Annotated in this window: 21 protein-coding genes; 6 read left to right on the plus strand and 15 right to left on the minus strand. The window is 67.9% G+C overall.

Annotated elements, in window-relative coordinates:
• Positions 1-11: 11 nt before the first annotated feature.
• Positions 12-521, minus strand: a complete 510-nt coding sequence (gene dnaQ / locus ACT6SE_RS20625) for a DNA polymerase III subunit epsilon (protein ID WP_014648871.1) — start codon at positions 519-521, stop codon at positions 12-14.
• Positions 522-667: 146 nt separating this feature from the next.
• The gene (locus tag ACT6SE_RS20630) at positions 668-1,561 is read right to left on the minus strand and encodes a LysR family transcriptional regulator (RefSeq protein WP_046433244.1); all 894 of its coding nucleotides are present in this window, start codon (positions 1,559-1,561) and stop codon (positions 668-670) included.
• Between the two features lie 108 nt (positions 1,562-1,669).
• On the opposite strand from ACT6SE_RS20630, the gene ACT6SE_RS20635 reads away from it, so the two are divergent.
• The 5 genes from ACT6SE_RS20635 to ACT6SE_RS20655 all read left to right on the plus strand — a co-directional run bounded on the left by ACT6SE_RS20635 (position 1,670) and on the right by ACT6SE_RS20655 (position 8,364).
• Positions 1,670-2,059, plus strand: a complete 390-nt coding sequence (locus tag ACT6SE_RS20635; RefSeq protein WP_014648873.1) for a RidA family protein — start codon at positions 1,670-1,672, stop codon at positions 2,057-2,059.
• Between the two features lie 240 nt (positions 2,060-2,299).
• Complete coding sequence (locus ACT6SE_RS20640; RefSeq protein ID WP_014648874.1) at positions 2,300-2,632, plus strand: hypothetical protein; 333 nt, start codon at positions 2,300-2,302, stop codon at positions 2,630-2,632.
• A 56-nt stretch (positions 2,633-2,688) separates the two neighbouring features.
• Complete coding sequence (locus tag ACT6SE_RS20645) at positions 2,689-3,942, plus strand: TolC family protein (protein WP_046433249.1); 1,254 nt, start codon at positions 2,689-2,691, stop codon at positions 3,940-3,942.
• On the plus strand, positions 3,939-5,144 hold the full coding sequence (locus ACT6SE_RS20650; protein ID WP_046433252.1) for an efflux RND transporter periplasmic adaptor subunit: 1,206 nt from the start codon (positions 3,939-3,941) through the stop codon (positions 5,142-5,144). The genes ACT6SE_RS20645 and ACT6SE_RS20650 overlap by 4 nt, the downstream gene beginning before the upstream one ends.
• Before the next feature lie 10 nt (positions 5,145-5,154).
• Positions 5,155-8,364, plus strand: coding sequence for an efflux RND transporter permease subunit (locus ACT6SE_RS20655; protein ID WP_014648877.1), 3,210 nt, complete (start codon positions 5,155-5,157; stop codon positions 8,362-8,364).
• 95 nt (positions 8,365-8,459) lie between these two features.
• Here ACT6SE_RS20655 and ACT6SE_RS20660 read toward each other — a convergent pair whose 3' ends face one another.
• The 9 genes from ACT6SE_RS20660 to ACT6SE_RS20700 all read right to left on the minus strand — a co-directional run bounded on the left by ACT6SE_RS20660 (position 8,460) and on the right by ACT6SE_RS20700 (position 16,658).
• Positions 8,460-10,232, minus strand: a complete 1,773-nt coding sequence (locus tag ACT6SE_RS20660; protein WP_049420846.1) for a DUF885 domain-containing protein — start codon at positions 10,230-10,232, stop codon at positions 8,460-8,462.
• 281 nt (positions 10,233-10,513) lie between these two features.
• Positions 10,514-10,861: a lipid-A-disaccharide synthase N-terminal domain-containing protein gene (locus ACT6SE_RS20665; RefSeq protein WP_014648879.1), complete on the minus strand. Its 348-nt coding sequence runs from the start codon at positions 10,859-10,861 to the stop codon at positions 10,514-10,516.
• On the minus strand, positions 10,861-11,583 hold the full coding sequence (locus ACT6SE_RS20670; RefSeq protein ID WP_005420380.1) for a glycosyltransferase family 2 protein: 723 nt from the start codon (positions 11,581-11,583) through the stop codon (positions 10,861-10,863). The genes ACT6SE_RS20665 and ACT6SE_RS20670 overlap by 1 nt, the downstream gene beginning before the upstream one ends.
• Positions 11,584-11,673: 90 nt before the next feature.
• The gene (locus ACT6SE_RS20675; protein ID WP_046433267.1) at positions 11,674-12,639 is read right to left on the minus strand and encodes an NAD-dependent epimerase/dehydratase family protein; all 966 of its coding nucleotides are present in this window, start codon (positions 12,637-12,639) and stop codon (positions 11,674-11,676) included.
• A 51-nt stretch (positions 12,640-12,690) separates the two neighbouring features.
• Complete coding sequence (locus ACT6SE_RS20680; protein WP_046433270.1) at positions 12,691-13,422, minus strand: suppressor of fused domain protein; 732 nt, start codon at positions 13,420-13,422, stop codon at positions 12,691-12,693.
• Positions 13,423-13,547: 125 nt separating this feature from the next.
• On the minus strand, positions 13,548-14,471 hold the full coding sequence (locus ACT6SE_RS20685) for a ParB/RepB/Spo0J family partition protein (RefSeq protein WP_046433272.1): 924 nt from the start codon (positions 14,469-14,471) through the stop codon (positions 13,548-13,550).
• Positions 14,471-15,268 (minus strand): ParA family protein, encoded by a 798-nt coding sequence (locus ACT6SE_RS20690; protein ID WP_014648884.1) that lies wholly within the window; start codon positions 15,266-15,268, stop codon positions 14,471-14,473. The genes ACT6SE_RS20685 and ACT6SE_RS20690 overlap by 1 nt, the downstream gene beginning before the upstream one ends.
• A gap of 112 nt (positions 15,269-15,380) precedes the next feature.
• Positions 15,381-16,019, minus strand: a complete 639-nt coding sequence (gene rsmG, locus ACT6SE_RS20695; protein ID WP_014648885.1) for a 16S rRNA (guanine(527)-N(7))-methyltransferase RsmG — start codon at positions 16,017-16,019, stop codon at positions 15,381-15,383.
• A 39-nt stretch (positions 16,020-16,058) separates the two neighbouring features.
• Positions 16,059-16,658 carry a 4'-phosphopantetheinyl transferase family protein gene (locus ACT6SE_RS20700; protein WP_046433275.1) on the minus strand — a complete coding sequence of 200 codons (600 nt, stop codon included), beginning with the start codon at positions 16,656-16,658 and terminating at the stop codon, positions 16,059-16,061.
• Between the two features lie 84 nt (positions 16,659-16,742).
• Here ACT6SE_RS20700 and ACT6SE_RS20705 point away from each other — a divergent pair, with 84 nt between their 5' ends.
• Positions 16,743-16,994 (plus strand): GlsB/YeaQ/YmgE family stress response membrane protein, encoded by a 252-nt coding sequence (locus ACT6SE_RS20705; protein WP_014648887.1) that lies wholly within the window; start codon positions 16,743-16,745, stop codon positions 16,992-16,994.
• Positions 16,995-17,066: 72 nt separating this feature from the next.
• Here ACT6SE_RS20705 and xth read toward each other — a convergent pair whose 3' ends face one another.
• The 4 genes from xth to ACT6SE_RS20725 form a co-directional block, all read right to left on the minus strand.
• Positions 17,067-17,834: an exodeoxyribonuclease III gene (xth, locus tag ACT6SE_RS20710; protein WP_046433277.1), complete on the minus strand. Its 768-nt coding sequence runs from the start codon at positions 17,832-17,834 to the stop codon at positions 17,067-17,069.
• A 154-nt stretch (positions 17,835-17,988) separates the two neighbouring features.
• Entirely contained in the window at positions 17,989-19,398 is a 1,410-nt protein-coding gene (locus tag ACT6SE_RS20715; RefSeq protein ID WP_046433280.1) for a coniferyl aldehyde dehydrogenase, read from the minus strand.
• A gap of 198 nt (positions 19,399-19,596) precedes the next feature.
• On the minus strand, positions 19,597-21,261 hold the full coding sequence (locus ACT6SE_RS20720) for an MFS transporter (RefSeq protein WP_014648890.1): 1,665 nt from the start codon (positions 21,259-21,261) through the stop codon (positions 19,597-19,599).
• A gap of 194 nt (positions 21,262-21,455) precedes the next feature.
• A complete protein-coding gene (locus tag ACT6SE_RS20725) occupies positions 21,456-22,883 on the minus strand; it encodes a DcaP family trimeric outer membrane transporter (protein WP_046433283.1) in 1,428 nt (475 codons plus the stop codon).
• Between the last annotated feature and the right edge of the window lie 210 nt (positions 22,884-23,093).

Raw genomic sequence — 23,093 nt, forward strand, 5'->3', positions numbered from 1 at the left:
GCGGCCAGGCCTCAGCGCAGGTGCGGGATCACCTGCGCCAGCAGATGGGCATCCTTGAGCGCGCCGTGCAGGCCGCGCTGGCTGGGAATGCGCAGGCGCTGCAGCACATCATCGAGCTTGTTGCCCTGGCCGGGCCAGCGCCCGCGCGCCAGCTTCAGGCTGCAGGTGATGCGGCAATGCTGGGCCAGCGTGCCGGGAATACCGGACAGACGCAGCTCGTTGTCCAGGAAGCCCACATCGAAGGTGGCGTTGTGCGCGACCATCTCGCTGCCGCGCAGGAAGTCCAGCAGTTCGGCGGCCTTGCTGGAAAACAGTGGCTTGCCCACCAGCATCGCATCACTGATGCCGTGCACGCGCTGTGCACCCCAGTCGACCCTGCGCTGCGGCTGCAGGTAGGTGTGGAACTGGCGGCCGGTGAGCTGGCCATCGATCAGTTCGACGGCACCGATTTCGATCACCCGGTGCCCCAGGCGGTGGGAGATGCCGGTGGTTTCGGTATCCAGTGCGACGATGCGACTCATGCGTGGCGATGTTTCCTGTTACGTGCTGTAGTGATTTTCGCATGCCGGTAGAGCCGGGCCCACGCTCGGCTGGCGCGCGTAGCGCGGGCTTGGTGATGCCAGAAGCAGCCGAGCGTGGGCTCGGCTCTACAGATGCGCGCGCGCGATCAACCCAACGCCTCCACCACCCAATCGATGAACACCCGCAGCCGCTGGCTCATGTGCCGGTTCGGCGGGAACATCACATGCATCGGCATCGGCGGCAGCTGCCAGTCCGGCAACACCGGCAACAGCTCGCCGCGCGCCACGTGCGGCTCGGCCATGTAGCTGGGCAGCGCCACCACGCCCAACCCCGCCAACGCAGCGGCCAGATAGGCGTTTCCATCATCGAAGCCGACCGTATAGCGGCCCTGCACCTCAACGCGTTCATCGCCGCGCTGTGCAATGAACACGCGTGCGCGGCCACTGCGCGGGCTGAGGAAGCCAACCATGTGGTGATCGGGCCCTTGCAGCGCGCGCGGATCGGTCGGCAGGCCGAAACGCTGCACATAGCCGGGGCTGGCGTGGAAGCCGATCGGCAGCGCCGCCAGCGGCCGCGCTACCAGTGCCGGGTCGGCCGGGGTGCCACCCCGGATCACGCAGTCGACGTTGTCGGCGATGACATCGACCTCGCGGTCACTCACGCCGATGTCCAGCTGGATCTCCGGGTAGCGCGCCTGGAAGTCCGGCAACGCCGGCACCAGCCGCAGCCGCGCGTACGGCCCGGGCACATCCACGCGCAGGCGTCCGCGCGGCTGGCTGGCCGCGTCACCCAGCCCGCCTTCCACCTCTTCCAGCTCGGCCAGCAGGCGGGCGATGCGCGGGTAGTAGGCCGCGCCGTCGGCGGTGACGCTGACCCGGCGCGTGGTGCGGTTGAGCAGGCGCAGCCGCAGGTGTGCCTCCAGTTGCTGCACCAGCTGGGTGGCCGTGGTGCGGCTGATCTGCAGGGTCTGCGCGGCGCGGGTGAAGCTGCCGGTTTCCACCACCCGGGCAAAGGCCCGCATCGCCTCGAAACGGTCCATGGCGGGCCATGATTGTTTGGAATTGACAATCAATCTAGGCCGATCATCGCGGTTTATCCAGACAGCGCTGACGGGGAGGATGGCGTTCTCTCCCACGGGATCTTCCCCATGTCACAGCGTGATGTCGTTTTCCCCGCCGGCCGCCAGGCCCTGTACGAGCGCAACCGCTACTCGCCTGCGATCCGTTCCAACGGCTTCCTGTTCGTATCCGGCCAGGTCGGCAGCCGTGAGGACGGCTCGCCCGAGCCAGACTTCGAAACGCAGGTGCGCCGCGCTTTCGAGAATCTCAATGCGGTGTTGGCTGCTGCCGGCTGCACGTTCGATGACGTGATCGACGTGACCGTGTTCCTGGTCGATCCAGAGAAGAACTTTGAGAAGGCCTGGGCAATCGTGCCGGAGTATTGGGGCGAGGCGCCGCACCCGACCCTGACCGGTATCGGCGTGACCTGGCTGTATGGGTTCCAGTTCGAGATCAAGGTGATCGCGAAGCTGCCGTGATACGGGTAGTGCCGGCCGCTGGCGGCAACGCGGTGGGGTCGAAAAGCGTGTCGACCAAGGTCGACACCTACCAGAGCACATGTGCGCGGCGCACCCGAACGATGTGGTGGGGTCAGAGCCCTTTCCGGAGGAAAGGGATCCGACCCCGCGCCCGGCCCAGCTGAACGGGAGATTCCGACGAATTCCCGAAGCGTCCATTGATATTGTATCCGGCGAAAACCGCTTGCTAGCCTGCCGTCCATGCGCTGGATCACCCGCCACCTCCGTTCGACCCTGCTGATGCTGCTGATGGCGGCATTCGTGGTCGTGCCGGTGGCCGACGCGCTGGCCTGCACGGTGGAACCGCATGCCAGCACGGTGCATGTGGAGTCCGCACCGGATGCCGATGGCGATGCCGACGGCAAGCACGTCGGTGCCTGTGGCCACAACCACTGCCACCACTCCAATCTGAGCCTGCCGGCCAGTACCTTCGCCGCCTTCGGTGCGCCGCTTCCGGCGCGCTGGATGAATGCCGGCGACGCGGCGACCTATGCGGTCGCCCAGGATGAACTGACGCGTCCTCCCCGGGCGTGAGTTGAGCGCGTCCCGCATTCGCGGGCTTCGGTTCCCCTCACCTCCGGAAATTCTTCATGTCGACCCTGACACGTCGGCCGCTGCGTGCGGCCGGGCGGGCCGTCGCCGTGTTGCTGGGCCTGGCCCCGGCGGCATCGGTGATGGCGCAAGCCGCCCCTTCCTACGACACCCTGCTTGAACGCCTGGACCAGCTGCCCGGCACCCGCGTCGGTGCGGCGCTGGCCGAGGCCGCCGACGCGCGCGCCGACCAGGCCCGTGCGTTGCCCAACCCTTCCCTCTCTTACTCCGCCGAAAACGTCTGGGGCACCGGCTCCTATGGCGGCATGGGCAAGGCCGATACCGTGCTCACCCTGTCCCAGCCGCTGGAGGTCTGGGGCCAGCGTGGCGCGCGTGTCCGTGCCGCCCGTGCCGAGGCACAGGCCGCCAACCTGCGTGGTGCCCAAAGCCGCAGCGACGTGGCCAGCCAGCTGGCGGTGGTCTATGCACAGGCGGAAAGTGCACTGCGCCGCTACACCCTGGCCGAAGAAGCACTGAGCCTCACCCGCGCTGACGCCAACGCGGTCAACGCGATGGTCAAGCAGGGCCGCGAGCCGCAGCTGCGCGCCGTGCAGGCGCAGAGCGAAGTCGCCAACGCCAGCGCCGCGCTGGATGAGGCGCAGGCCTTCCGCGATGCCGCGCTGGCCCGCCTGGCCGGTGCCGCGCTGCTGGATGCGCCGGTGCAGTCGATCGGCGACAGCCTGCTCGACCGCGCGCCGCCGTTGCCACGCGGTGCCACCGATACCGCGCTGGCGGTGCGCATCGCCGAAGCCGAAGCGGATGCGGCGGGCAAGCTGGTCGACGTGGAGCGCAAGCGCGCCCTGCCCGACCTGAGCGTCACTGCCGCGCAGACCCGCTTCCGCGAGGGGGGCGAGCGCGCCTACAACCTCGGGGTCAGCCTCAGCATCCCGCTGTTCGACCGCAACCGCGGGGGCATACGCGCCGCCAATGCCGACCAGCGCGCGGCCGAGGCACGCCTGGACCAGCAGCGCCGCGACAGCGAGGCGGCACGCCTCTCCGCGGTGGCCGGTTTGAAGGCCGCCGGCAGCCGTACCCGCGCCGCCGATGAAAGCGTGGTCGCCGCCGAAGAGGCGTATCGCCTGGCCCGCATCGGCTTCGACGCCGGGCGCATCTCGCAGCTGGAACTGCGCAGCACGCGCAGCGCCCTCATCGCCGCCCGCGGCACCGCCGTGGATGCGCGCCTGTCGCGCGTCGCCGCGGAAATCGATCTTGCCCGCCTTGAAGGGCGCGCACCTTTTGTGGAGGTCCCATGACGCTCTCCCGTACTTTCCCGCTGATCGGCGGCGTGCTGCTGGCCGCGCTGCTGGCCGGCTGCGCTGGCAACGCGCAGACACCTGCCAATGAAGACCCGGCTGCGGCCAAGGCCGGCACCGACGATGGCCACGGCCATGCCGCCGACAGCAAGGCGGCCAAGGCCGAATCCGCAAAGGCGCCCGCCGATGGCGATGAGGGTGTCGTGCAGCTGACTCCTGAGCAGATCAAGGCGTCCGGTATCGAAGTGGTCGCGGTCGGTCGTGGTGGCGGTAGCTCCACGCGCTTGTCCGGCCGGGTCGAACCGTCGGTCGGTGCACGCGCCTCGGTGGCGTCGACCGTGACCGGCCGCGTCGAACGCGTGCTGGTCGCACCGGGCACCGCGGTGAAGCAGAACCAGGCACTGGCGATCGTGGTCAGCGGCGAAGCGGCGGTGTTCCGCGCCAATGCGCTGGCCGCCTCGGCCGAGGCCGAGGCCGCGCGCCTGGCCTATGGTCGCGACAAGGCGCTGGTCGACCAGGGCGTGGTCGCCCGCCAGGAGATGGAAACCTCGCGCGCACGGTCGCTGGCGGCACAGGCCCAGGCCGCTGCCGCGCAGGCCCAGGCCGCTGCCAACGGTGCGCCCGATGCCAGTGGCCGCGTGCGCATCACCAGCCCGGTGGCCGGCATCGTCGGCAACGTGCAGGTCACTCCGGGCGGTGTAGTCGCCGCCGGCAGTGCAGTCGCCGATGTCGCCGACCCGACAATGAACGAGCTGGTGTTCACCGCACCGCCGGCGCTGGCCGCACAGGTCACGCCCGGCATGACGCTGGAAGTGAGCGTGCCGGGTGGCAGCTTCACCGCCACCGTCACCGGTTCGGCCGCCGATGTGCGCCAGCAGGGCGGCGTCGCGGTGATCCGCGCCACCCCGGTGGATGCGTCGCTGCCGCCGGCCGGTTCGCCGGTCTCGGCCGTGGTGGTCACCGAAGGCCAGGACGGTTCGCTCAGCGTCCCGGCCGATGCAGTGCAGAACGTTGATGGCAGCAGCGCGGTGTTTGTCGCCGTCGAAGGTGGCTTCAAGGCGCAGCCGGTGCTGGCCGGGCGCCGTGCCGGTGACCGCATCGAGATCCTCGCTGGGCTGACCGGCAGCGAGCGCATCGTCGGTGCCAATGCCTTCCTGCTCAAGGCCGAGCTGGCCAAGGGCGAAGCCGAGCACGGCCACTGAGGAGGCGACCATGTTCAAGCTGATCATTGAAACAGCGGTGCGCCACCGCTGGCTGGTGGTGTTCATGGCCGCACTGATCGCCGCGGTGGGCCTGTTCCAGCTGGGCAAGCTGCCGATCGACGCGGTGCCGGACATCACCAACCGTCAGGTACAGATCAACACGGTGGCACCGGCGCTGACACCGGAGCAGATCGAGCGGCAGGTGACCTATCCGCTGGAAACCGCGCTGGCCGGCATTCCCGGCCTGACCACCACGCGTTCGCTGTCGCGCAATGGTTTCTCGCAGGTCACCGCGATCTTCACCGATGCCACCGACATCTACTTCGCCCGCCAGCAGGTGGCCGAACGCATGCGCGAGGCATCGGAAGACCTGCCCGATGGTGCATCACCGATGCTGTCGCCGGTCACCACCGGCCTTGGCGAGGTGCTGATGTGGACGGTGGACTTCACCGCGTTCGATCCGGCCAAACTGGCCAAACCCGATGAAGCGGGCTGGCAGGCCGGCGAGGTCTACCGCACACCGGAAGGCAACCTGCTGCGTACGCCCGAAGAACGTGCGACCTACCTGCGCACCGTGCAGGACTGGATCATCGCGCCGCAGATGCGTTCCAGCCCGGGGCTGGCCGGCGTCGATACGGTCGGCGGCTACGTGAAGGAATACGGCGTGCATCCGGACAGCGCCAAACTGGCCGCGCATGGCCTCGGCCTGGCCGACCTGGTCACTGCGCTGCAGCGTTCCAACGTGCAGGCCGGTGCCGGCTTCGTACAGCGTGCCGGCGAGGGCCTGGTGGTACGTGCCGACGGCCTGGCGCTGACCACCGACGACCTGGCACAGGCCCCGGTGGCGACCCGCAATGGCGTGGTGGTACGCGTAGCCGATGTGGCCACGGTGGAACTGAGCCGCGCGCCGCGGCTGGGTGCGGCCAGCCGCAACGGCCATGAAGCCGTGCTGGGCACCGCGCTGATGATTGCCGGTGGCAACAGCCGCACCGTGGCCCAGGCAGCGGCCGCGCGCCTGGAACAGGTAAACAAGTCACTGCCGGCCGACATCGTGGCGGCACCGGTGCTGGACCGCAGCGTGCTGGTCAATTCCACCATCAAGACCGTCGCCAGGAACCTCACCGAGGGCGCGCTGCTGGTGGTGGTGGTGCTGTTCCTGCTGCTGGGCAACCTGCGTGCGGCAACGATCACCGCGCTGGTGATTCCGCTGTCGTTCCTGTTCGCAGTGATCGGTATGAACCGCTTCGGCATCAGTGGCAACCTGATGAGCCTGGGTGCGCTGGACTTCGGCATCCTGGTGGACGGTGCGGTGATCGTGGTCGAGTCGACACTGCTGATGCTGGGCCAGCGCCGCGCCGAACTGGGCCGTGCGCTGACCGCGATGGAACGCCTGCGCGTAGCCGCCGATTCGGCCATTAAGATGGCGCGCCCTGCGGCCTTCGGCCAGCTGATCATCCTGCTGGTGTTCGCGCCGATCCTCACGCTGGAGGGCGTGGAGGGCAAGACGTTCCACCCGATGGCGGCCACGTTCATGCTGGCCCTGGTCGGTGCCTTCCTGTTTTCCTTCACCTTCGTGCCGGCGATGGCCGCGCTGCTGGTGCGCGAGCCCAAGGTGAAGGACGGCGATGCGCACGCGGACGACGGCGAGCACGAAACCAGGCTGATCCGCGTGCTGCGTGCGCGCATCGAACCGGTGGTGCGCAAGGCCGTGGCGCACCCGCGCACGGTGCTGGCCGGTGCGGTGATGATGGTGGTGGTGGGCATCGGCGCGTTCTCGCTGCTGGGCCGCGAGTTCATGCCGACCCTGGATGAAGGCAACGTGGCGATGCAGGCCCTGCGCGTGCCATCGACCTCGCTGGAGCAGTCACTGGCAATGCAGCTGGCGCTGGAAAAGGCGATTGCCAAGCAGCCGGAAGTGGAAACCGTGTTCTCGCGCACCGGTACCGCCGAGGCGGCGATCGACCCGATGCCGACCAACATTTCCGACAGCGTGATCGTGTTGAAGCCACGCAAGGACTGGCCCGATCCGACGCTGGCCAAGGACGCACTGGTGGCGCGCTTCGAGAAACTGGCCGGGCAGCAGCTGGGCAACAGCTTCGAGTTCAGCCAGCCGATCGAGCTGCGCTTCAACGAACTGATTTCCGGCGTGCGTACCGACCTGGCCGTAATGATCTTCGGTGATGACTTCAGCCAGCTGCAGAAGGTGGCCGACCAGGTGGCGTTGAAGCTGCGTGCGGTGGATGGCGCGGCCGACGTGCGGGTGGAACAGATCTCCGGCCTGCCCACGCTCAACGTGGCGATCGACCACGTGGCGGCGGCACAGTACGGGTTGAGCGCTGCAGATGTGAGTGATGCGCTGTCCACCGGCATCGGCGGTACCACGGCCGGCAAGATCTTCGAAGGCGACCGCCGCTTCAACGTGGTGGTGCGCCTGGACGATGCCTCGCGCAACGATCCGGACCAGCTGGCCTCGCTGCCGATCGCCACGCCATCGGGGCTCGTGATTCCGTTGTCGTCGGTGGCGCGCATTACCGTGAGCGAAGGGCCGAACCAGATCAGCCGCAACAACGGCAGCCGCCGCGTGGTGGTGCAGGCCAACGTGCGCGGTCGCGATCTGGGCGGCTTCGTCGGCGAGGCGCAGGCCGCGGTGGCCGACGTGGCGCTGCCGCCGGGCGCCTACCTGACCTGGGGCGGTCAGTTCGAGAACCTGCAGCGCGCGGAGAAGCGGTTGGCAACCGTGGTGCCGGTGGTGTTCCTGCTGATCGGCAGCCTGCTGTTCATGGCCCTGCGCAGCGGCAAGGAAGCCATTCTGGTGTTCAGCTGCGTGCCGTTGGCGCTGGTCGGTGGCATCCTCGCGCTGCTGCTGCGAGGCATGCCGTTCTCAGTATCGGCGGCAGTTGGCTTCATCGCCGTCTCCGGCGTGGCCACGTTGAACGGCCTGGTGCTGATGCAGGCGATCCGCGAACGCCTGGACGCCGGCGACCTGCCGCTGCAGGCAGCAATCAACGGTGCCTCCAGCCGCATCCGCGCGGTGCTGACCACGGCGCTGGTGGCGATCGTCGGCTTCATCCCGATGGCGATTGCCAGCGGTTCCGGTGCGGAGGTGCAGAAGCCGCTGGCCACGGTGGTGATCGGTGGCCTGATCACCGCCACCGTGCTGACCCTGCTGGTGCTGCCGACCTTCGCAGCACGGGTGGCCAAGCCGCGGCCGGTGGGGTGAGGCGAGAGGGGGTCGGAGCCCTTTCCACAGGAAAGGGATCCGACCCCGTGACCGGGTCGGGTTGCCGGCCAGCGGCCGGCACTACCCTTGCACGGTCAGGCCTTCTTGCGCTCGGCGATGTAGGCCTGGATCTGCTGTTCCAGCACCGGCAGCGGCACCGAGCCCTGCTTGAGCAGGGTGTCGTGGAAGCCCTTGATGTCGAACTTGTCGCCCAGCTCCTTCTCGGCCTGCGCACGCAGGCGCACGATGGCGATCTCGCCCAGCTTGTAGCTCAGCGCCTGGCCAGGCCAGGAGATGTAGCGGTCCACCTCGGTGGTCACTTCATGCTCGCTCAGCGCGGTGTGGTCACGCAGGTAGGCCAACGCCTGCTCGCGGGTCCAGCCCTTGCTGTGCACGCCGGTGTCGATCACCAGGCGCGCGGCACGCCACATCTCGTAGGTCAGGCGGCCGAAATCCTCGTACGGGGTTTCGTAGATGCCCATCTCCACGCCCAGCTTCTCGCAGTACAGCGCCCAGCCTTCGCCATAGGCGGAGATGTAGGCGTTGCGGCGGAACTCCGGCAGGTTCTTCTGCTCGGCGGCGATCGCGCCCTGCAGCGAGTGGCCCGGATCGGATTCATGCAGGGTCAGCGCCGGCAGGTTGTACAGCGGGCGCGACGGCAGGTTGTAGGTGTTGAGCCAGTAGGTGCCCATGCCACCGCGGCCGGCCGTCCAGAACGGTGCGATGTCTGGCGGCACCGGCACGATGGTGAAGCGCGCGCGCGGCAACGTCATGTACTTGCCCAGCTGGCCGTCCGCCCGCTTGGAGATCCACGCGGCACGCGACAGCAGCTCTTCCGGTGTCTTTGCATAGAACTGCGGATCGGTACGCAGGAAGGTCAGGAACTCGGCAAAGCTGCCCTTGAACTTCACCTGCTTGATGATGTCGTTCATTTCCTTCTGGATGCGCTCGACCTCGCCCAGGCCGATGCGGTGGATCTCGTCCGGCGACAGGTCCAGCGTGGTGTATTCGTGGATCTGCTGCCGGTAGTACGCCTTGCCATCGGGCATCGCTTCTGCGGCCAGGGTGGTGCGCGCCTGTGGCACGTACTCGTTGACGAAGAAGGTGCGCAGCTGCTGGAACGCCGGCACCACCTTGCCGCTGATCGCCGCGCGCGCCTGCGCCTGCAGCCTGGCCTGCTCGGCGGCCGGGATGGTGGTGGGCAGCTTCTTGAACGGCGCGTACAGCGGCGACTCGGTCGGGTCCTTCAGCTCGGCGACGGTGGCGATGGACACTTCGCGGCCATCGAGCACCGCGCGCGGCACGCTGAAACCACGCTTCAGGCCGGCGCGCATGTTCTCGGTCTGCTGGCCGAAGTAGCGCGGTACATCATTCAGGCGTGCGATGTAGTTCTGGTAGTCCTGCACGGTCTTCATCTCGCGCCGGGCCATGAAGGACAGGTTGGACCAGAACGAGGAATCGGCGTTGAACGGCATCTCGTAGCCGCGCAGGCGCGTCTCTTCGGCCAGGTTGAACACCTGGTCGTGGTAGATCGCGTAGTTGACCTGGTTGTCGGCCGACAGGGTCTTCGGGTCGATCTTCTTCAGCGCGGCCAGGGTCTCATCCCACACCTTCAGGCGCGCCTGCTGCGCGGCCGGGCCGACGTCGGGCATGCGGGTGGCGTTCGCCGGGGCGTCCTCGTCCTCGCTGGCCTCGCCACCGCCCTGCTGGCGCCACTTCCATTCCTTCTCGTACAGCGCGCGGAAGGCGGCGTCGGCGGGCGATTCAGTGGCCACGCCGGACGGTGCGGCGGTGGCGGGCGGCGCGGCCAGGGCCACGGCGGGGGCGGACAGGGCGATCAGCAGGGCAACGGCAAGGCGGGTTTTCACGAGCACAGGTTCCCGGGAAGGCAGACCCCGATCATGGCACCGCCCATCGCCCGTGGCATGGGACGAAGGTCCTGCCTGCGCAGCAGACCGGGGCCCCGGTAGCCGCCAACCTTGGTTGGCGCTGGGTTCCCCGTGTGCCAACCAAGGTTGGCAGCTACCAGGCACGGTAGCCAGGTACGCAGTAGACCCACGTCATGCGTGGATGCGCCGCGGATCCGGACGGGGTGATCCGGACGGGGTCAGAGCCCTTTCCCATGAAAAGGGATCCGACCCCCGGGGCCTCAGTGGCTGGCCTTGTCTCGCTTCCAGCCGCGGTGCTTGATGTCCAGGTGCAGGCTGTACAGCGCGGTGAACGCCGGGAACAGGTTCTGCAGCACGCCCACCGAGTCCTGCTTGGCCGAGAACAGGAAGTAGCTCAGCGTCATCAGGCTGCCGAGCACGCTCATGTACCAGAACAGGCGCGGGATCACCGGCTTGCCGGCGCGCTTGGACGCGACGAACTGGACCAGCCAGCGGCCGCCGAACATCAGCGCGCCGGTATAGCCGATCAGCTTCCAGCCGGTCACGTGCAGGCCGGTCCAGTACAGCCAGGTCAGCGGCTGGTCGAGCCAATGCAGCTCCAGATCCATCAGCGCTCCTCCACCGCGGTGCGCTTGCTGCGGGTGATCAGCCAGGCCACGCCACGCAGGTCGCGGATGCCGACCAGCGCGCGGCCGAGGTTGTTGTACTTGGACACGCCAGCGGTACGGTGGCGGTGGTTGACCGGCACGCTGGTGGTCTTCCAGCCGGCGCGCTGCATCAGCGCCGGCAGGTAGCGGTGCATGTGGTCGAAGTACGGCAGGTCGAGGAACGCGCTGCGTTCGAACAGCTTGATGCCGCAGCCGGTATCGGGCGTATCGTCGCGCAGCATGCGTGCACGGATGGCGTTGGCCCATTTGCTGGCCCAGCGCTTGCTGCCGCTGTCCTGGCGGTTGACGCGCCAGCCGGCGAACAGCTTCACCTGCGCCTCGGCGGCGTCGCGTGCGGCGAGCAGCTTGGGGATATCGGCCGGATCGTTCTGGCCATCGCCATCCAGGGTCGCGATCCACGGCGCGCGCGCGTGCTTGACGCCGGTGCGCACCGCGGTGCTCTGCCCGCTCTGGTTCACATGGTGCAGCACGCGCAGTTCCGGGGTGGTCGCCTTCAGTCCCTGCAGCACCGCCAGGGTGTCATCGCGCGAGTGATCGTCGATGTAGACGATTTCGAACGGCAGCCGGCCACGCAGCGCGGCGGTGATTTCGGCGACCAGCGGGGCGACATTGTCGCGCTCGTTGAATACCGGGACGACAACGGAAAGCTCGGGTTGGCTCATAAGGCACTCGGCCAAAGGGGGGACAAAGACCGCGCATTCTCCGCTGCCGAGGTTATCCGAAGATGAACCCCGCGGCGTGAGGATCCATCCTCAGGCGCGATCGCCAAAATACTCGCGGCACCACTGCACCACAGGCGGCAGGCCTTCTTCGATCGGGGTCACCGCATCGAAGCCGAAAGCGTCATGTGCGCGCCGGGTATCGGCCATCGTGCGCACCATGTCGCCGGGCTGCATGGGCTTGTACACCTTCTGCGCGGGGCGGCCGGCGGCCTGCTCGATCACGCTGATGAAGCGCTCCAGCTCGACCGGCGTATGGTTGCCGAGGTTGAACACCCGGTGCGGCACCGGGCCGTCGGCCGGATGCGCGAGGGCGCCGAGGATACCGCACACAATGTCGGAGACATGTGTGAAATCGCGCTGCATGCGGCCTTCGTTGAACACGTCGATCGGCCGCCCGGCCAGCACCGCGCGGGAGAACAGCAGCGGTGCCATGTCCGGCCGGCCCCACGGGCCATACACGGTGAAGAAGCGCAGGCCGGTGGCATGCAGGCCGTACAGCTGCGCGTAGGTGTAAGCCATCAGCTCATTGGCCGCCTTGGTCGCCGCGTACAGCGAACGCGGCTGGTCTACGCGCTGGTCCTCGGAGAACGGCGGCGTGGCCGAATCGCCGTAGACCGAGCTGCTGGAGGCATACACCAGGTGCTGCACGCCACGGTGGCGGCACAGTTCGAGCATGTTGACGAAGCCGACCAGGTTGCTGTCGACGTAGGCGTGCGGGTTTTCCAGCGAATAGCGCACGCCGGCCTGGGCGGCCAGATGGATCACCGCCGTCGGCTGCACTTCATCGAACAGCGCAGCCAGGCCCTCGCGGTCGGTCAGGTCGAGGGTGCGCAGGTCCAGGGTCGGGCACAGTGCGGCCACACGGTCGCGCTTGATCTGCGGGTCGTAGTAGTCGTTGAAATTGTCCAGGCCGACCACCGGCTGGCCCGCCTCCAGCAGCGCGCGGGCGGTGTAGGCACCGATGAAGCCGGCAGCGCCGGTGAGCAGGATGGTCATTGCAGTTGCCTGGAAATCAATGAGTACAGGTGCAGAGGATACGCTGCGGGCTCAGAACAGCCCGAAACGCTTCTTGGCCACATTGGTGCGGCCGGGTTCGATCACGTCCTGGATCTTCTTCGCATCGAAGCGGTCGAGCAGCGCCTCGGCGCCCTTCTTCAGCTTCAGGTCCATCTCCTCCGGGTACAGCGGCATCAGGGCCATGAAGGCGATGGTCCTGCCATCTTCCAGCACCAGCTCGGCGAATTCTTCCGGGGTGGTTACCGGCGGCAGCACGATGGCACCGTCGAAGCCCACGCCCGGCGCGTAGGGTTCGCTGGGATGCCCGTTGGGAATGGTGTGGCCGAAGCCCAGCCAGGTGTCGTACTCGTGCGGCAGCCGCGCCATGCCCTTCAGCAGGCGCACCGGCCAGTAGTTGCGCTCGTCCTCGAAGGCGTCCTGCGAGATCGGCCAGTCGGCCGGCAGGGTCACCATCAGCTCCATGTAGCGCGGCACGTCCGCATCCACCTCGGCGGGCACGGTCATCGGCAGATCGCTCATGCCGGAAGTCACCAGCCGCAGATACGGGAACTGGTCGGTAGCCGGCACCACGTGCACGTCGATGTGCACCAGGTCGGAGATGATCTCGTGGAAGACGCCGGACACCGGGCCCAGGTGGCGCTCGATGTGCGCGCCGATCGCCTCGATGTGTTCTTCGCCCTGCGGCGGGGTGAAGTCCTTCTGGCGGCTGTGCACCAGGATCGGGCTGCCGCCCGGGCTGACGTCGTCGAATGCGTTGCTCATGTCCTGCTCCCTGGATGAGGCCACGGGCCGGAAGGCAGTACATCCCACGGCGCGCGCGGCGGTACGTTCCCTGTCATTGGCGGGACACGGCAGGAACGGGCCGCGCCCCTGTCACTGCGCCGGGCTCAGCCCTGGCGCGTGCGCAGCTTTTCCAGCACGCCGTCCAGGGTATCCAGGTCGGTGTAGTGGATGATCAGCTTGCCCTTGCCACCGCGGCCATGATGGATCGCCACCTTGGCGCCCAATGCTTCGGACAGTTCGGTTTCCAGCGAGGCGATGTCGGCCTGCTGCACCTTCGGCGTGGCCGCCGGGCGGTTGCTCGGCACCTTGCCGGCGGCGAAGGCCTGCGCCCGGCGCTCGACCTCGCGCACCGACCAGCCTTCATCGGCTGCTTCCTGGGCCAGCTTGCCGGCCAGCTCGGGAGCCAGGGTCAGCAGCGCGCGGGCGTGGCCCATTTCCAGGCGGCGGGTTTCCAGCAGCAGGCGGATCGCCACCGGCAGCTCCAGCAGGCGCAGCAGGTTGGACACCGCCGCGCGCGAGCGGCCGACGGCCTCGGCGGCCTCGGCATGGGTCAGGGTGAACTCGCTGATCAGGCGCTGCAGCGCCTCGGCTTCTTCCAGCGGGTTGAGGTCTTCGCGCTGGATGTTCTCGATCAGCGCCATCGCGATGACGGTGCGGTCTTCCAGCTCGCGCACCACCACCGGCACTTCGTCCAGGCCGGCCAGCTGCGATGCGCGCCAACGGCGTTCACCGGCGACGATTTCGTAGTTGCCCGCCGGCAGCTGGCGCACCAGGATCGGCTGGATCACGCCCTGCGACTTGATCGAGTCGGCCAGCTCGGACAGCTTGCCCTCGTCCATCTCGCGGCGCGGCTGATACTTGCCCGGCTGCAGCTGGCCGACCGGCAACTTGCGCAGCACTTCACCCGGCAGCGGCTCGATCACCGCGGTGGTGGCCTGCACCTGGCTGACCGCGCCTTTCGGGCCCAACAGCGCATCCAGGCCACGGCCGAGGCCTCGCTTCTTGGCTGCCGGCTTGCTGCTGGTCATCAGACGATCTCCACGGCCTTGCCGGCCTTGTTGCGTTCGTTGTTGCGGCGGATGATCTCGCCGGCCAGGCCTAGGTAGGCCACGCCACCGCGCGAGGCGCGGTCGTAGCCGACGATGCTCTGGCCATGGCTGGGTGCCTCGGCCAGGCGCACGTTGCGCGGCACGATGGTGCGGAACACGCGGTCGCCGAAGTGCTCGGTGAGCTCGGCCGACACTGCGTTGGCCAGGTTGTTGCGCACGTCGAACATGGTGCGCAGCACGCCTTCGATCTCCAGCGCCGGGTTCAGGCTGGTGCGCAGCGCTTCGATGGTTTCCACCAGCGCGCTCAGGCCTTCCAGCGCGTAGTACTCGCACTGCATCGGCACGATCACCGAGTCGGCGGCGGCCAGCGCGTTGAGCGTCAGCAGCGACAGCGCCGGCGGGCAGTCGATCAGGATGTAGTCGTACTCGTCGCGGATCGGCGCCAGCGCGCGCTTCAGGCGCTGCTCGCGCTCGCTCTGGCCCATCAGCTGGATCTCGGCGGCTGTCAGGTCGATATTGCCGGGCAGCAGGTCGTAACCCTCGGCAGTCTGCACGCGTACATCGGCAGCGCTGTTCTCGCCGAGCAGCAGGTCACAGGTGGAGGCGGCCAGCTCGCGTTTGTCCACGCCACTGCCCATGGTCGCGTTGCCCTGCGAATCCAGGTCGACCAACAGCACGCGCTTGGGTGCGTTGGCCAGGGAAGCGGCCAGGTTGACGGCGGTCGTGGTCTTGCCGACGCCACCCTTCTGGTTGGCGATGGCGATGATGCGGGCCATGCGGGTGTGCCTCGTCGACGTGTGCTGGGACCGGTCATTATGCGTACAACCGGCCCCTTGCGGAAATCGTGGATCGCCAACCCGTTGTTCCACAAGGGGCTGGCGGCGGGAATCAGGGGCCTGTAACAGTGACCAGGTGGCGTTCGCCGGCCAGGCCGGGCACGCTCAACGGGGTCACCTCGCGCACCTGCCAGCCCGCCGGCAGGTCCGCGATCTCCTCATGCGGGTAGACGCCCTTCATGGCCAGCAGTACGCCGCCGGGGCGCAGCAGGTGGCCACCGACGCGGACGATGCCGGCCAGGGTGTCCATCGCGCGCGCGGTCAGCTGGTCGTAGCGGCCGGCCTCGTCCAGCGCCTCGGCGCGCGACTCGGCCACGCGGGCGTTGCCCAGGCCGAGCTGGCGCACGGCTTCGCGCATGAAGCGCGCCTTCTTGCCGTTGCTCTCGACCAGGGTGACCTGCAGGCCCGGGCAGGCGATCGCCAGCGGGATGCCGGGCAGCCCGGGGCCGGTGCCAAGGTCGGCCAGGCTGCCGTCGGCCACGAACGGCTGCATCGCCAGCGAGTCGAGCAGGTGGCGGGTGACCATCTCCTGCGGGTCGCGGATGGCGGTGAGGTTGTAGGTGCCGTTCCAGCGGTGCAGCAGGGCCAGGTAGCGCAGCAACGGCGGCGCCAGCGCGGCGTCCAGGCCCATGCTGGCCAGGCCCTGTTCCAGCGTGGCAGACACGCTGGCGGGAAGTGGGTGTTCGCTCATGCCGGCATTATCGCCGGTTTTGCGCGCCGATTCCCCGCTTCAGTGTGGATACCAGGCCAATGCGGCGCGGAACTGGCCGCTGGCCTGCCACTCGTGCAGGTGCCAGCGCGCGGCCTCGCCCAGTTCCGGGTCGCACCAGCGCAGGTGCAGGGCGCCATCGGGCCCGGGCGCCAGCTGCAGGCGGTGCAGGCCGAACGAGATGCCCTGCCCGTGCGCCTTCAGGATGGCCTCCTTGACGCACCACACGCGGAAGAACCAGTGCTCGCGCCCGGCCTCATCCAGGCGTTCCAGCCAGGCCACCTCCTGCGGGTGGAAGAAGCGCCGCACGATTTCCAGCAGGCGCGGTCGCGGCCGCAGCAGCTCCAGGTCCACGCCCAGCCGCACGCCTTCGCCCAGCGCCACCAGCAGCACCTCGCCGCTATGGCTCCAGCCGGTGCCGTAGTGGGCCAACGGGCCGCTCAGTTCCGGCCGGCCCTTGTCATCGCGGACCAGCGGCAGCGTCTGCGGGTCGGCGCCCAATGCCTGTGCCAGCACCTGCCGCGCCTGCGGTTCACCACGCTGGCCCGGCACATGCGGGCGCCGCCAGACCGTCACCGGACCGAAGCGCCAGGGGCCATCGAGGGTGGCTGGCAGGCTCATGCGCACACGCCCATCACGCAATTCCACGACGGGTTCACAGCCCTGCGCGTCAACTGGTCACAGTTCCCCACCGGAGGTTCGATCATGGGCATCATCATCTGGCTGATCGTCGGCGGCATCGTAGGCTGGCTGGCCAGCATCATCATGAAGCGCGATGCCCAGCAGGGCATCATCCTCAACATCGTGGTCGGCATCGTCGGCGCGCTGATTTCCGGCTGGCTATTCGGCGGCGGCATCAACGAAGCGATCACCCTCCGCACCTTCCTGTTCTCGCTGATCGGCGCGGTGATCCTGCTGGCGATCGTCAACCTGTTCACCCGCAAGAGCATACGGTGATCTGAGGGTAGTGCCGGCCACTGGCCGGCAGATGTTCCAGAACGGGCCCGGCAATCGTCGGGCCCTGTTCGTTCAACCGATCTGCACCCAGGCCGGCGCATGGTCACTCGGGCGTTCCCAGGTGCGCGGCTCGCGGTCGATGCCCGAGGCCACCGCACTGCCCTTCAGCGCATCGGAGACCAGGGTCAGGTCGATGCGCAGGCCCAGGTTGCGGCGGAAGCCGGCGGCACGGTAGTCCCACCAGCTGAAGGTACCCGCCTCGTCGTTGTGCAGGCGGAAGCCATCGTGCAGGCCCAGCTGCAGCAGCTTGTTCAATGCGCCGCGCTCGGCGGTGGAGGTCAGGATGTGGTTGTCGTTCCACACCGCCGGGTCGTGCACGTCGCGCGCGTCCGGGGCGATGTTGAAGTCGCCCATCACGATCAGCTTCGGGTGGCGCTGCAGTTCTCCGGCGATCCAGGCATGCACCGCTTCCAGCCAGCGCAGCTTGTAGTCGTACTTGTCGGTACCGATGTCCTGGCCGTTGACCACGTACAGGTTGATCACCCGCAGGTCGCCGAAGGTGCCGGCGATGACGCGCTTCTGCTCGTCCTCGAAACCGGGAATGCCGATCTGCACGTCCTGCGCCGGCTCACGCGACAGCAGCGCCACGCCGTTGTAGGTCTTCTGGCCGGCGAACACGCTGCGGTAGCCCGCGGCGATCAGCGCCGAATCGGGGAACTTGTGGTCCTCCAGCTTGGTTTCCTGGATGCCGACGATGTCCGGGCCGAAGTCCTTGAGCCACTGCTCCAGGTGCGGCAGGCGGACATTGAGCGAATTGACGTTCCACGAGGCGATCTTCATGGGGGCATTCTACCCGGGTGGGCTTGGGTTGCCTTGTAGAGCCGAGCCCACGCTCGGCTGTGTCTGCCTGGACCAGCCAAGAGCAGCCGAGCGTGGGCTCGGCTCTACAGAAGAATCAGGCCCTGAATCAAGTGGAGCCACGCCATGCGTGGCTTCATCGCAGCAGGAACCGCAACAACCCCGCAATCCTCGAATACGGCGGCCGCAGCCGGTCGCTGGCCGCCCAGCGCGACTGCCACAGCACCGGCAGCCGCTTGCTCATCGCATCGAACCCGGCGCGGCCGTGGTACGCGCCCATGCCGCTGGCCCCTACCCCGCCAAACGGCAGGCCATCGGCGGCGAAGTGCAGCAGCGTGTCATTCACCGTCACCCCGCCGGCCACCACCTGGCCGAGGATGCGCTCCACCGCCGCGCGGTCGTGGCTGAAGGGATACAGCGCCAGCGGCCGGTCGCGGGACAGCACGTCCGCCAGCGCCGCCTCCAGGTCCGGGTAGGCCCGCACCGGAAGGATCGGGCCGAAGATCTCCTCGCGCATCAGGTCCAGGTCGTCCGGCGGGTCCAGCACCACGGTCGGCACCAGCAGGCGCTCGCGGTCGGCGCGCGCGTCATCCACCTGCGCCAGCGGAATCACCGGCACCCCGCGCTGCCGCGCCTGTGCCAGGTAGCCCTGCAGGCGCCGGTACTGGCCTTCATTGATGATGCGGGTGTAGTCGTCGGCATCGCTGAAGTCGCCATAGCGCTCGCGCACCTGCTGCTGCAGCGCCTGTACGAATTCGCGCTGGCGAACGGTATCGATCAGCACGTAATCCGGCGCGATGCAGGTCTGGCCCGCGTTGAACCACTTGCCGGTGGCCAGCCGCGCAGCGGCTTTGTCCAGCGGGAAATCGCGACAGACAATCGCCGGCGACTTGCCGCCCAGCTCCAGTGTGACCGGTACCAGATGCTCAGCGGCGGCGGCCATCACCTTGCGGCCAACCGCCGTCGAGCCGGTGAACAGCAGATGGTCCAGCGGCAGCGACGACACCGCTGCGGCCACATCCGCCCCGCCCTGCACCACCGCCACCCGATCGGGCGGGAACACGCTGGCCAGCAGATCGGCCAGGAACGCGCTGGTGCGGGGCGTGTGTTCCGAAGGTTTCAGCAGTACGTGGTTGCCCGCAGCGATGGCGGTGGCCAAAGGCACCAATGCCAGCGTGACCGGGTAGTTCCACGGTGAGATCACCCCGACCACGCCCAACGGCGTCGGCCGCAGCTGCGCGCGCGCCGGCCACAGCTTCCATCCCGCCGATGCCCGCTGCGGCTTCGACCAGCGCCGCAGGTGGCGGCGCAGGTGGTCGATGGCCGACAGCACGCTCATGCCATCGGCCAGCTTCGATTCAACGTGGGCGCGATGCCCGAAGTCCTCGGCGATGGCCTGGGCCATTTCGTCCAGGCGCGGCTTCAATGCCTCGCGCAGACGGCGCAGGTCGGCTTCGCGCTGGTCGAGCGTGGGGCGCTGGGCCTGCCAGGCGCTGCGCAGGGTGTGCAGGAGGGCGGGAAGGTCTGCCGGCGTGGTGGTGGTCATGGGCCGACTATACGGGGTGCTGCGCAACGCAATGGTAGTGCCGGCCGCTGGCCGGCAAGGGCTTCATGTCCGCGGCGATTCAGGAGGTTGCCGGCCAGCGGCCGGCACTACCGGATGCGGGCCGAGTGGGCACGGCCCACAAGCAGAAAGGCCGCGGTCTGCACCGCGGCCTTTCCTTCACTGCATGGAACCCACCGGTTACTTGGTGATATCCACGTTCTTGGTTTCGCGCAGGAACAGGCCGCCGATCACCACCGACATCAGTGCGATCGCGATCGGGTACCACAGGCCGTAGTACAGGTTGCCGGTACCGGCCACCAGCGCGAACGAGATCGCCGGCAGGAAGCCACCGAACCAGCCGTTGCCGATGTGGTACGGCAGCGACATCGAGGTGTAGCGGATGCGGGTCGGGAACAGTTCGACCAGGTAGGCGGCGATCGGGCCGTAGACCATGGTCACGTACAGCACCAGCAGCCACAGCATGAAGATGGTGCCGGCGATGTTGATGCGGGCGCCATCGGCCTTGGCCGGGTAGCCGGCGGTGGTCAGGGCGGTCTTCAGTTCCGCACCGAACGCATCGGCCTTGGCCTTGCCTTCTTCCTTGGTCAGGCCGGCGGCCTCATACGAGGTGACGCTGGCGCTGCCCACGTTCACCATCGCCAGCGAACCGGCGGCGGCGGGCTGCACGTCGTACGGCACACCGGCCTTGGTCAGCGCGGCGGTGGCCACGTCGCAGGAGCTGGTGAACTTGCGCAGGCCGACCGGATCGAACTGGAACGAGCAGGTAGCCGGATCGGCCACGACCAGGGCCGGCGAGCTGCTGCGGGCTTCTTCGATGGCCGGGTTGGCGAAGTGGGTCAGGCCCTTGAAGATCGGGATGTAGGTGATGGCCGCCAGCAGGCAGCCGGCCAGGATGATCTTCTTGCGACCGATGCGGTCGGACAGCCAGCCGAAGAAGATGAAGAACGGCGTACCCAGTGCCAGCGCAGCGGCGATCAGCAGGTAGGAGGTGGTGGCATCGACCTTCAGCATGCTGCTGAGGAAGAACAGCGCGTAGAACTGGCCGCCGTACCAGACCACCGCCTGGCCGGCCGCCGCACCGAGCAGGACCAGCAGCATCAGCTTCAGGTTGCCACCCTTCAGGCTGTCGCGGAACGGGGTCTTGGAGCCCTTGCCTTCAGCCTTCATCTGCTGGAACAGCGGCGATTCGCTCAGCTGCAGGCGGATCCATACCGAAATGCCCAGCAGCAGGATCGAGACCAGGAACGGGATGCGCCAGCCCCAGGCTTCGAAGGCCTCGTTGCCCAGCGTCATGCGGCAGGCCAGGATGATCAGCAGCGACAGGAACAGGCCCAGCGTGGCGGTGCACTGGATGAAGCTGGTGTACAGGCCGCGCTTGTCGTCCGGCGCGTGCTCGGCCACGTAGGTGGCGGCACCGCCGTACTCGCCGCCCATCGCCAGGCCCTGGGCCAGGCGCAGGATGATCAGGATCACCGGTGCGGCGAAACCGATCGAGGCGTAGTTGGGCAGCACGCCGACCAGGAAGGTCGAGATGCCCATGATCAGGATGGTGACCAGGAAGGTGTACTTGCGGCCGATGCGGTCGCCGAGGCTGCCGAAGAAGGCCGCGCCGAACGGACGCACGAAGAAGCCGGCAGCGAACGCCAGCAGGGCGAAGATCATGCCCGTGGTTTCATTGACGCCACTGAAGAACTGCTTGGCGATGATGGCCGCGAGCGAGCCGTACAGGAAGAAGTCATACCACTCGAAGACCGTGCCGAGGCTCGAGGCGAAGATGACTTTCTTGTGGCCCTTGGTCAGGGTGCCCGCCGCATGGTGCGGGCCTGGTGCAGTGCTGGACATAAGACGCTTCCCCTCCGAAGCAATCGTTGTGGGTGGGTGCCGACCGTTGGTCGGCACACAATCTCTGTAGGTGCCGACTTTGGCCGGCACCCCATCTCGGTAGATGCCGACCTTGGCCGGCACCCCATCTCGGTAGATGCCGACCTTGGCCGGCACCCCATCTCGGTAGGTGCCGGCCGCTGGCCGGCACGCTCTTAGAAGCTGTACTTCGTGGTGAACTGCAACCGGGTGATGTCACCCTTGTTGCCGTTCTCCACTTCGCGACGGCCGTACATCAGCTCGGCGCCGATATCGACCTTGGGCAGCGGCGAATAGAAGATGTTGCCGCGGATGCTCTGCACGCTCTTGGTCACCAGCGGGCCGAGGATGCTGTCGTTGTCGTAGTCGCTGCGCGCGTAGATCAGGTTGGTGCGCAGCTTCGGCGAGAACGCATGCCGCCAGCCCACGTAGCCGGCCAGCACGCCGGTCGGGTTGAGCTCGTCGCGGGCCACGTCGTAGGCGCTGTCGGCGGTGATGCCCAGGCCGATGTAGCGGGCGATGCCTTCGCCGCCGGTCAGCTGGTAGTGCAGCGAATCGCTGTCACCCATCACCCACTTGCCGCCCAGGGTCAGGCCGCCAGCCACCTTGTCGGCCTTCGCGCCGGTGGTCTGGTTGTCCACCTTCAACTGGCGGACGATGCCACCGACACCAAAGGTGCCCCAGTCGCCCTTCCAGCCATAACGCATGGTCAGGTCGGGCAGGCTGCCACGGTCGGAGTTGGCGCTGGCGTTGGTCCAGGCCCCGGTGACCGGGTTGCGGGTACCGGTGAGGGTGGTGGTTTCCGGGTTTTCCAGTGCGACGCTGAAGCCGCCCTGGGTGTAGCGCACCTGGGCCTGGCGCACGAAGATCACGCCGTCGGTGGGGCCGACGAAGTCGACCGCCTCCGGCAGCGCGGCCGCGTCCATGAAGTTGGACCAGGTCTGGCCGGCCATCCAGTTGTTCCAGTACATGTAGGCGTGGCGCAGGGTCACGCCATAGGTATTGGTGGCGGTCTGGTTGCCCAGCGAGTTGCCGAAGAAGTCCATCTCGAAGAACGCACCGGCCTTGTTGCCCGATTCGCTCACGTTGTCGATGCCCAGGTTGAAGCGCGAGAACTTGGCGTGGGCGTTGAAGTCGGTGCCCGAACGCTTGCCGCTGCCGCCGGCGCCTTCCACCGGGGTCTGGCCCGGCAGGTACAGCGAACGGCCGGTGGCGTCGTCGGCCAGCTGGCCATCGCTGGTCTGGGTGGCCAGGAAGTCGGCCTTGATGAAGCCACCGATCTTGACCGTGGTGCCGGGCGCGGCGCCCGGAGTGATGGTGGTGACCTGGATCGGCTGCTTGCCCGCCGGCACCGAGGCGACCGGCTTCTGCCCGGCCTGCACCGTGCGCACTTCGGTCACCGCCTGCTGGGTCTGGCTGATCTGGGTCTGTTGTTGTTGCTGCGAAGACAGCAGCAGCTGGACCTGGCGTTCCAGTTCAGCAACGCGTGCTTCCAGTGCCTTCTCTTTGGCGGTCTCTGCGAACGCCATGCCCGGTGCGACCAGGGCGACCAACAGGCAGGCCGCCAAAGGTGTGCGCACGGCTTTCAACGTACGGTGGCTCATGTTGCCCTCTCTCCCAAGTGGCAAGGTGATGCCGCGCGTGGGGCACGGTCGAGCCGAGACTGCGGGGCGTTCGCGCACAGCGGCTATTGGCCATTGGTCGAACCCGGCCCTGCTGGGCGCTCACTTTCGACCATGGTCTAACCAGGGTGGTGACGCGGCCGGGGGTGAATGGGGCAAACTGAGGGGGATCGGTCGTTGCGATGCTGCGAC

Source organism: Stenotrophomonas sp. LC732 (genome assembly GCF_052446685.1).
GTDB classification, from domain to species: domain Bacteria; phylum Pseudomonadota; class Gammaproteobacteria; order Xanthomonadales; family Xanthomonadaceae; genus Stenotrophomonas; species Stenotrophomonas muris.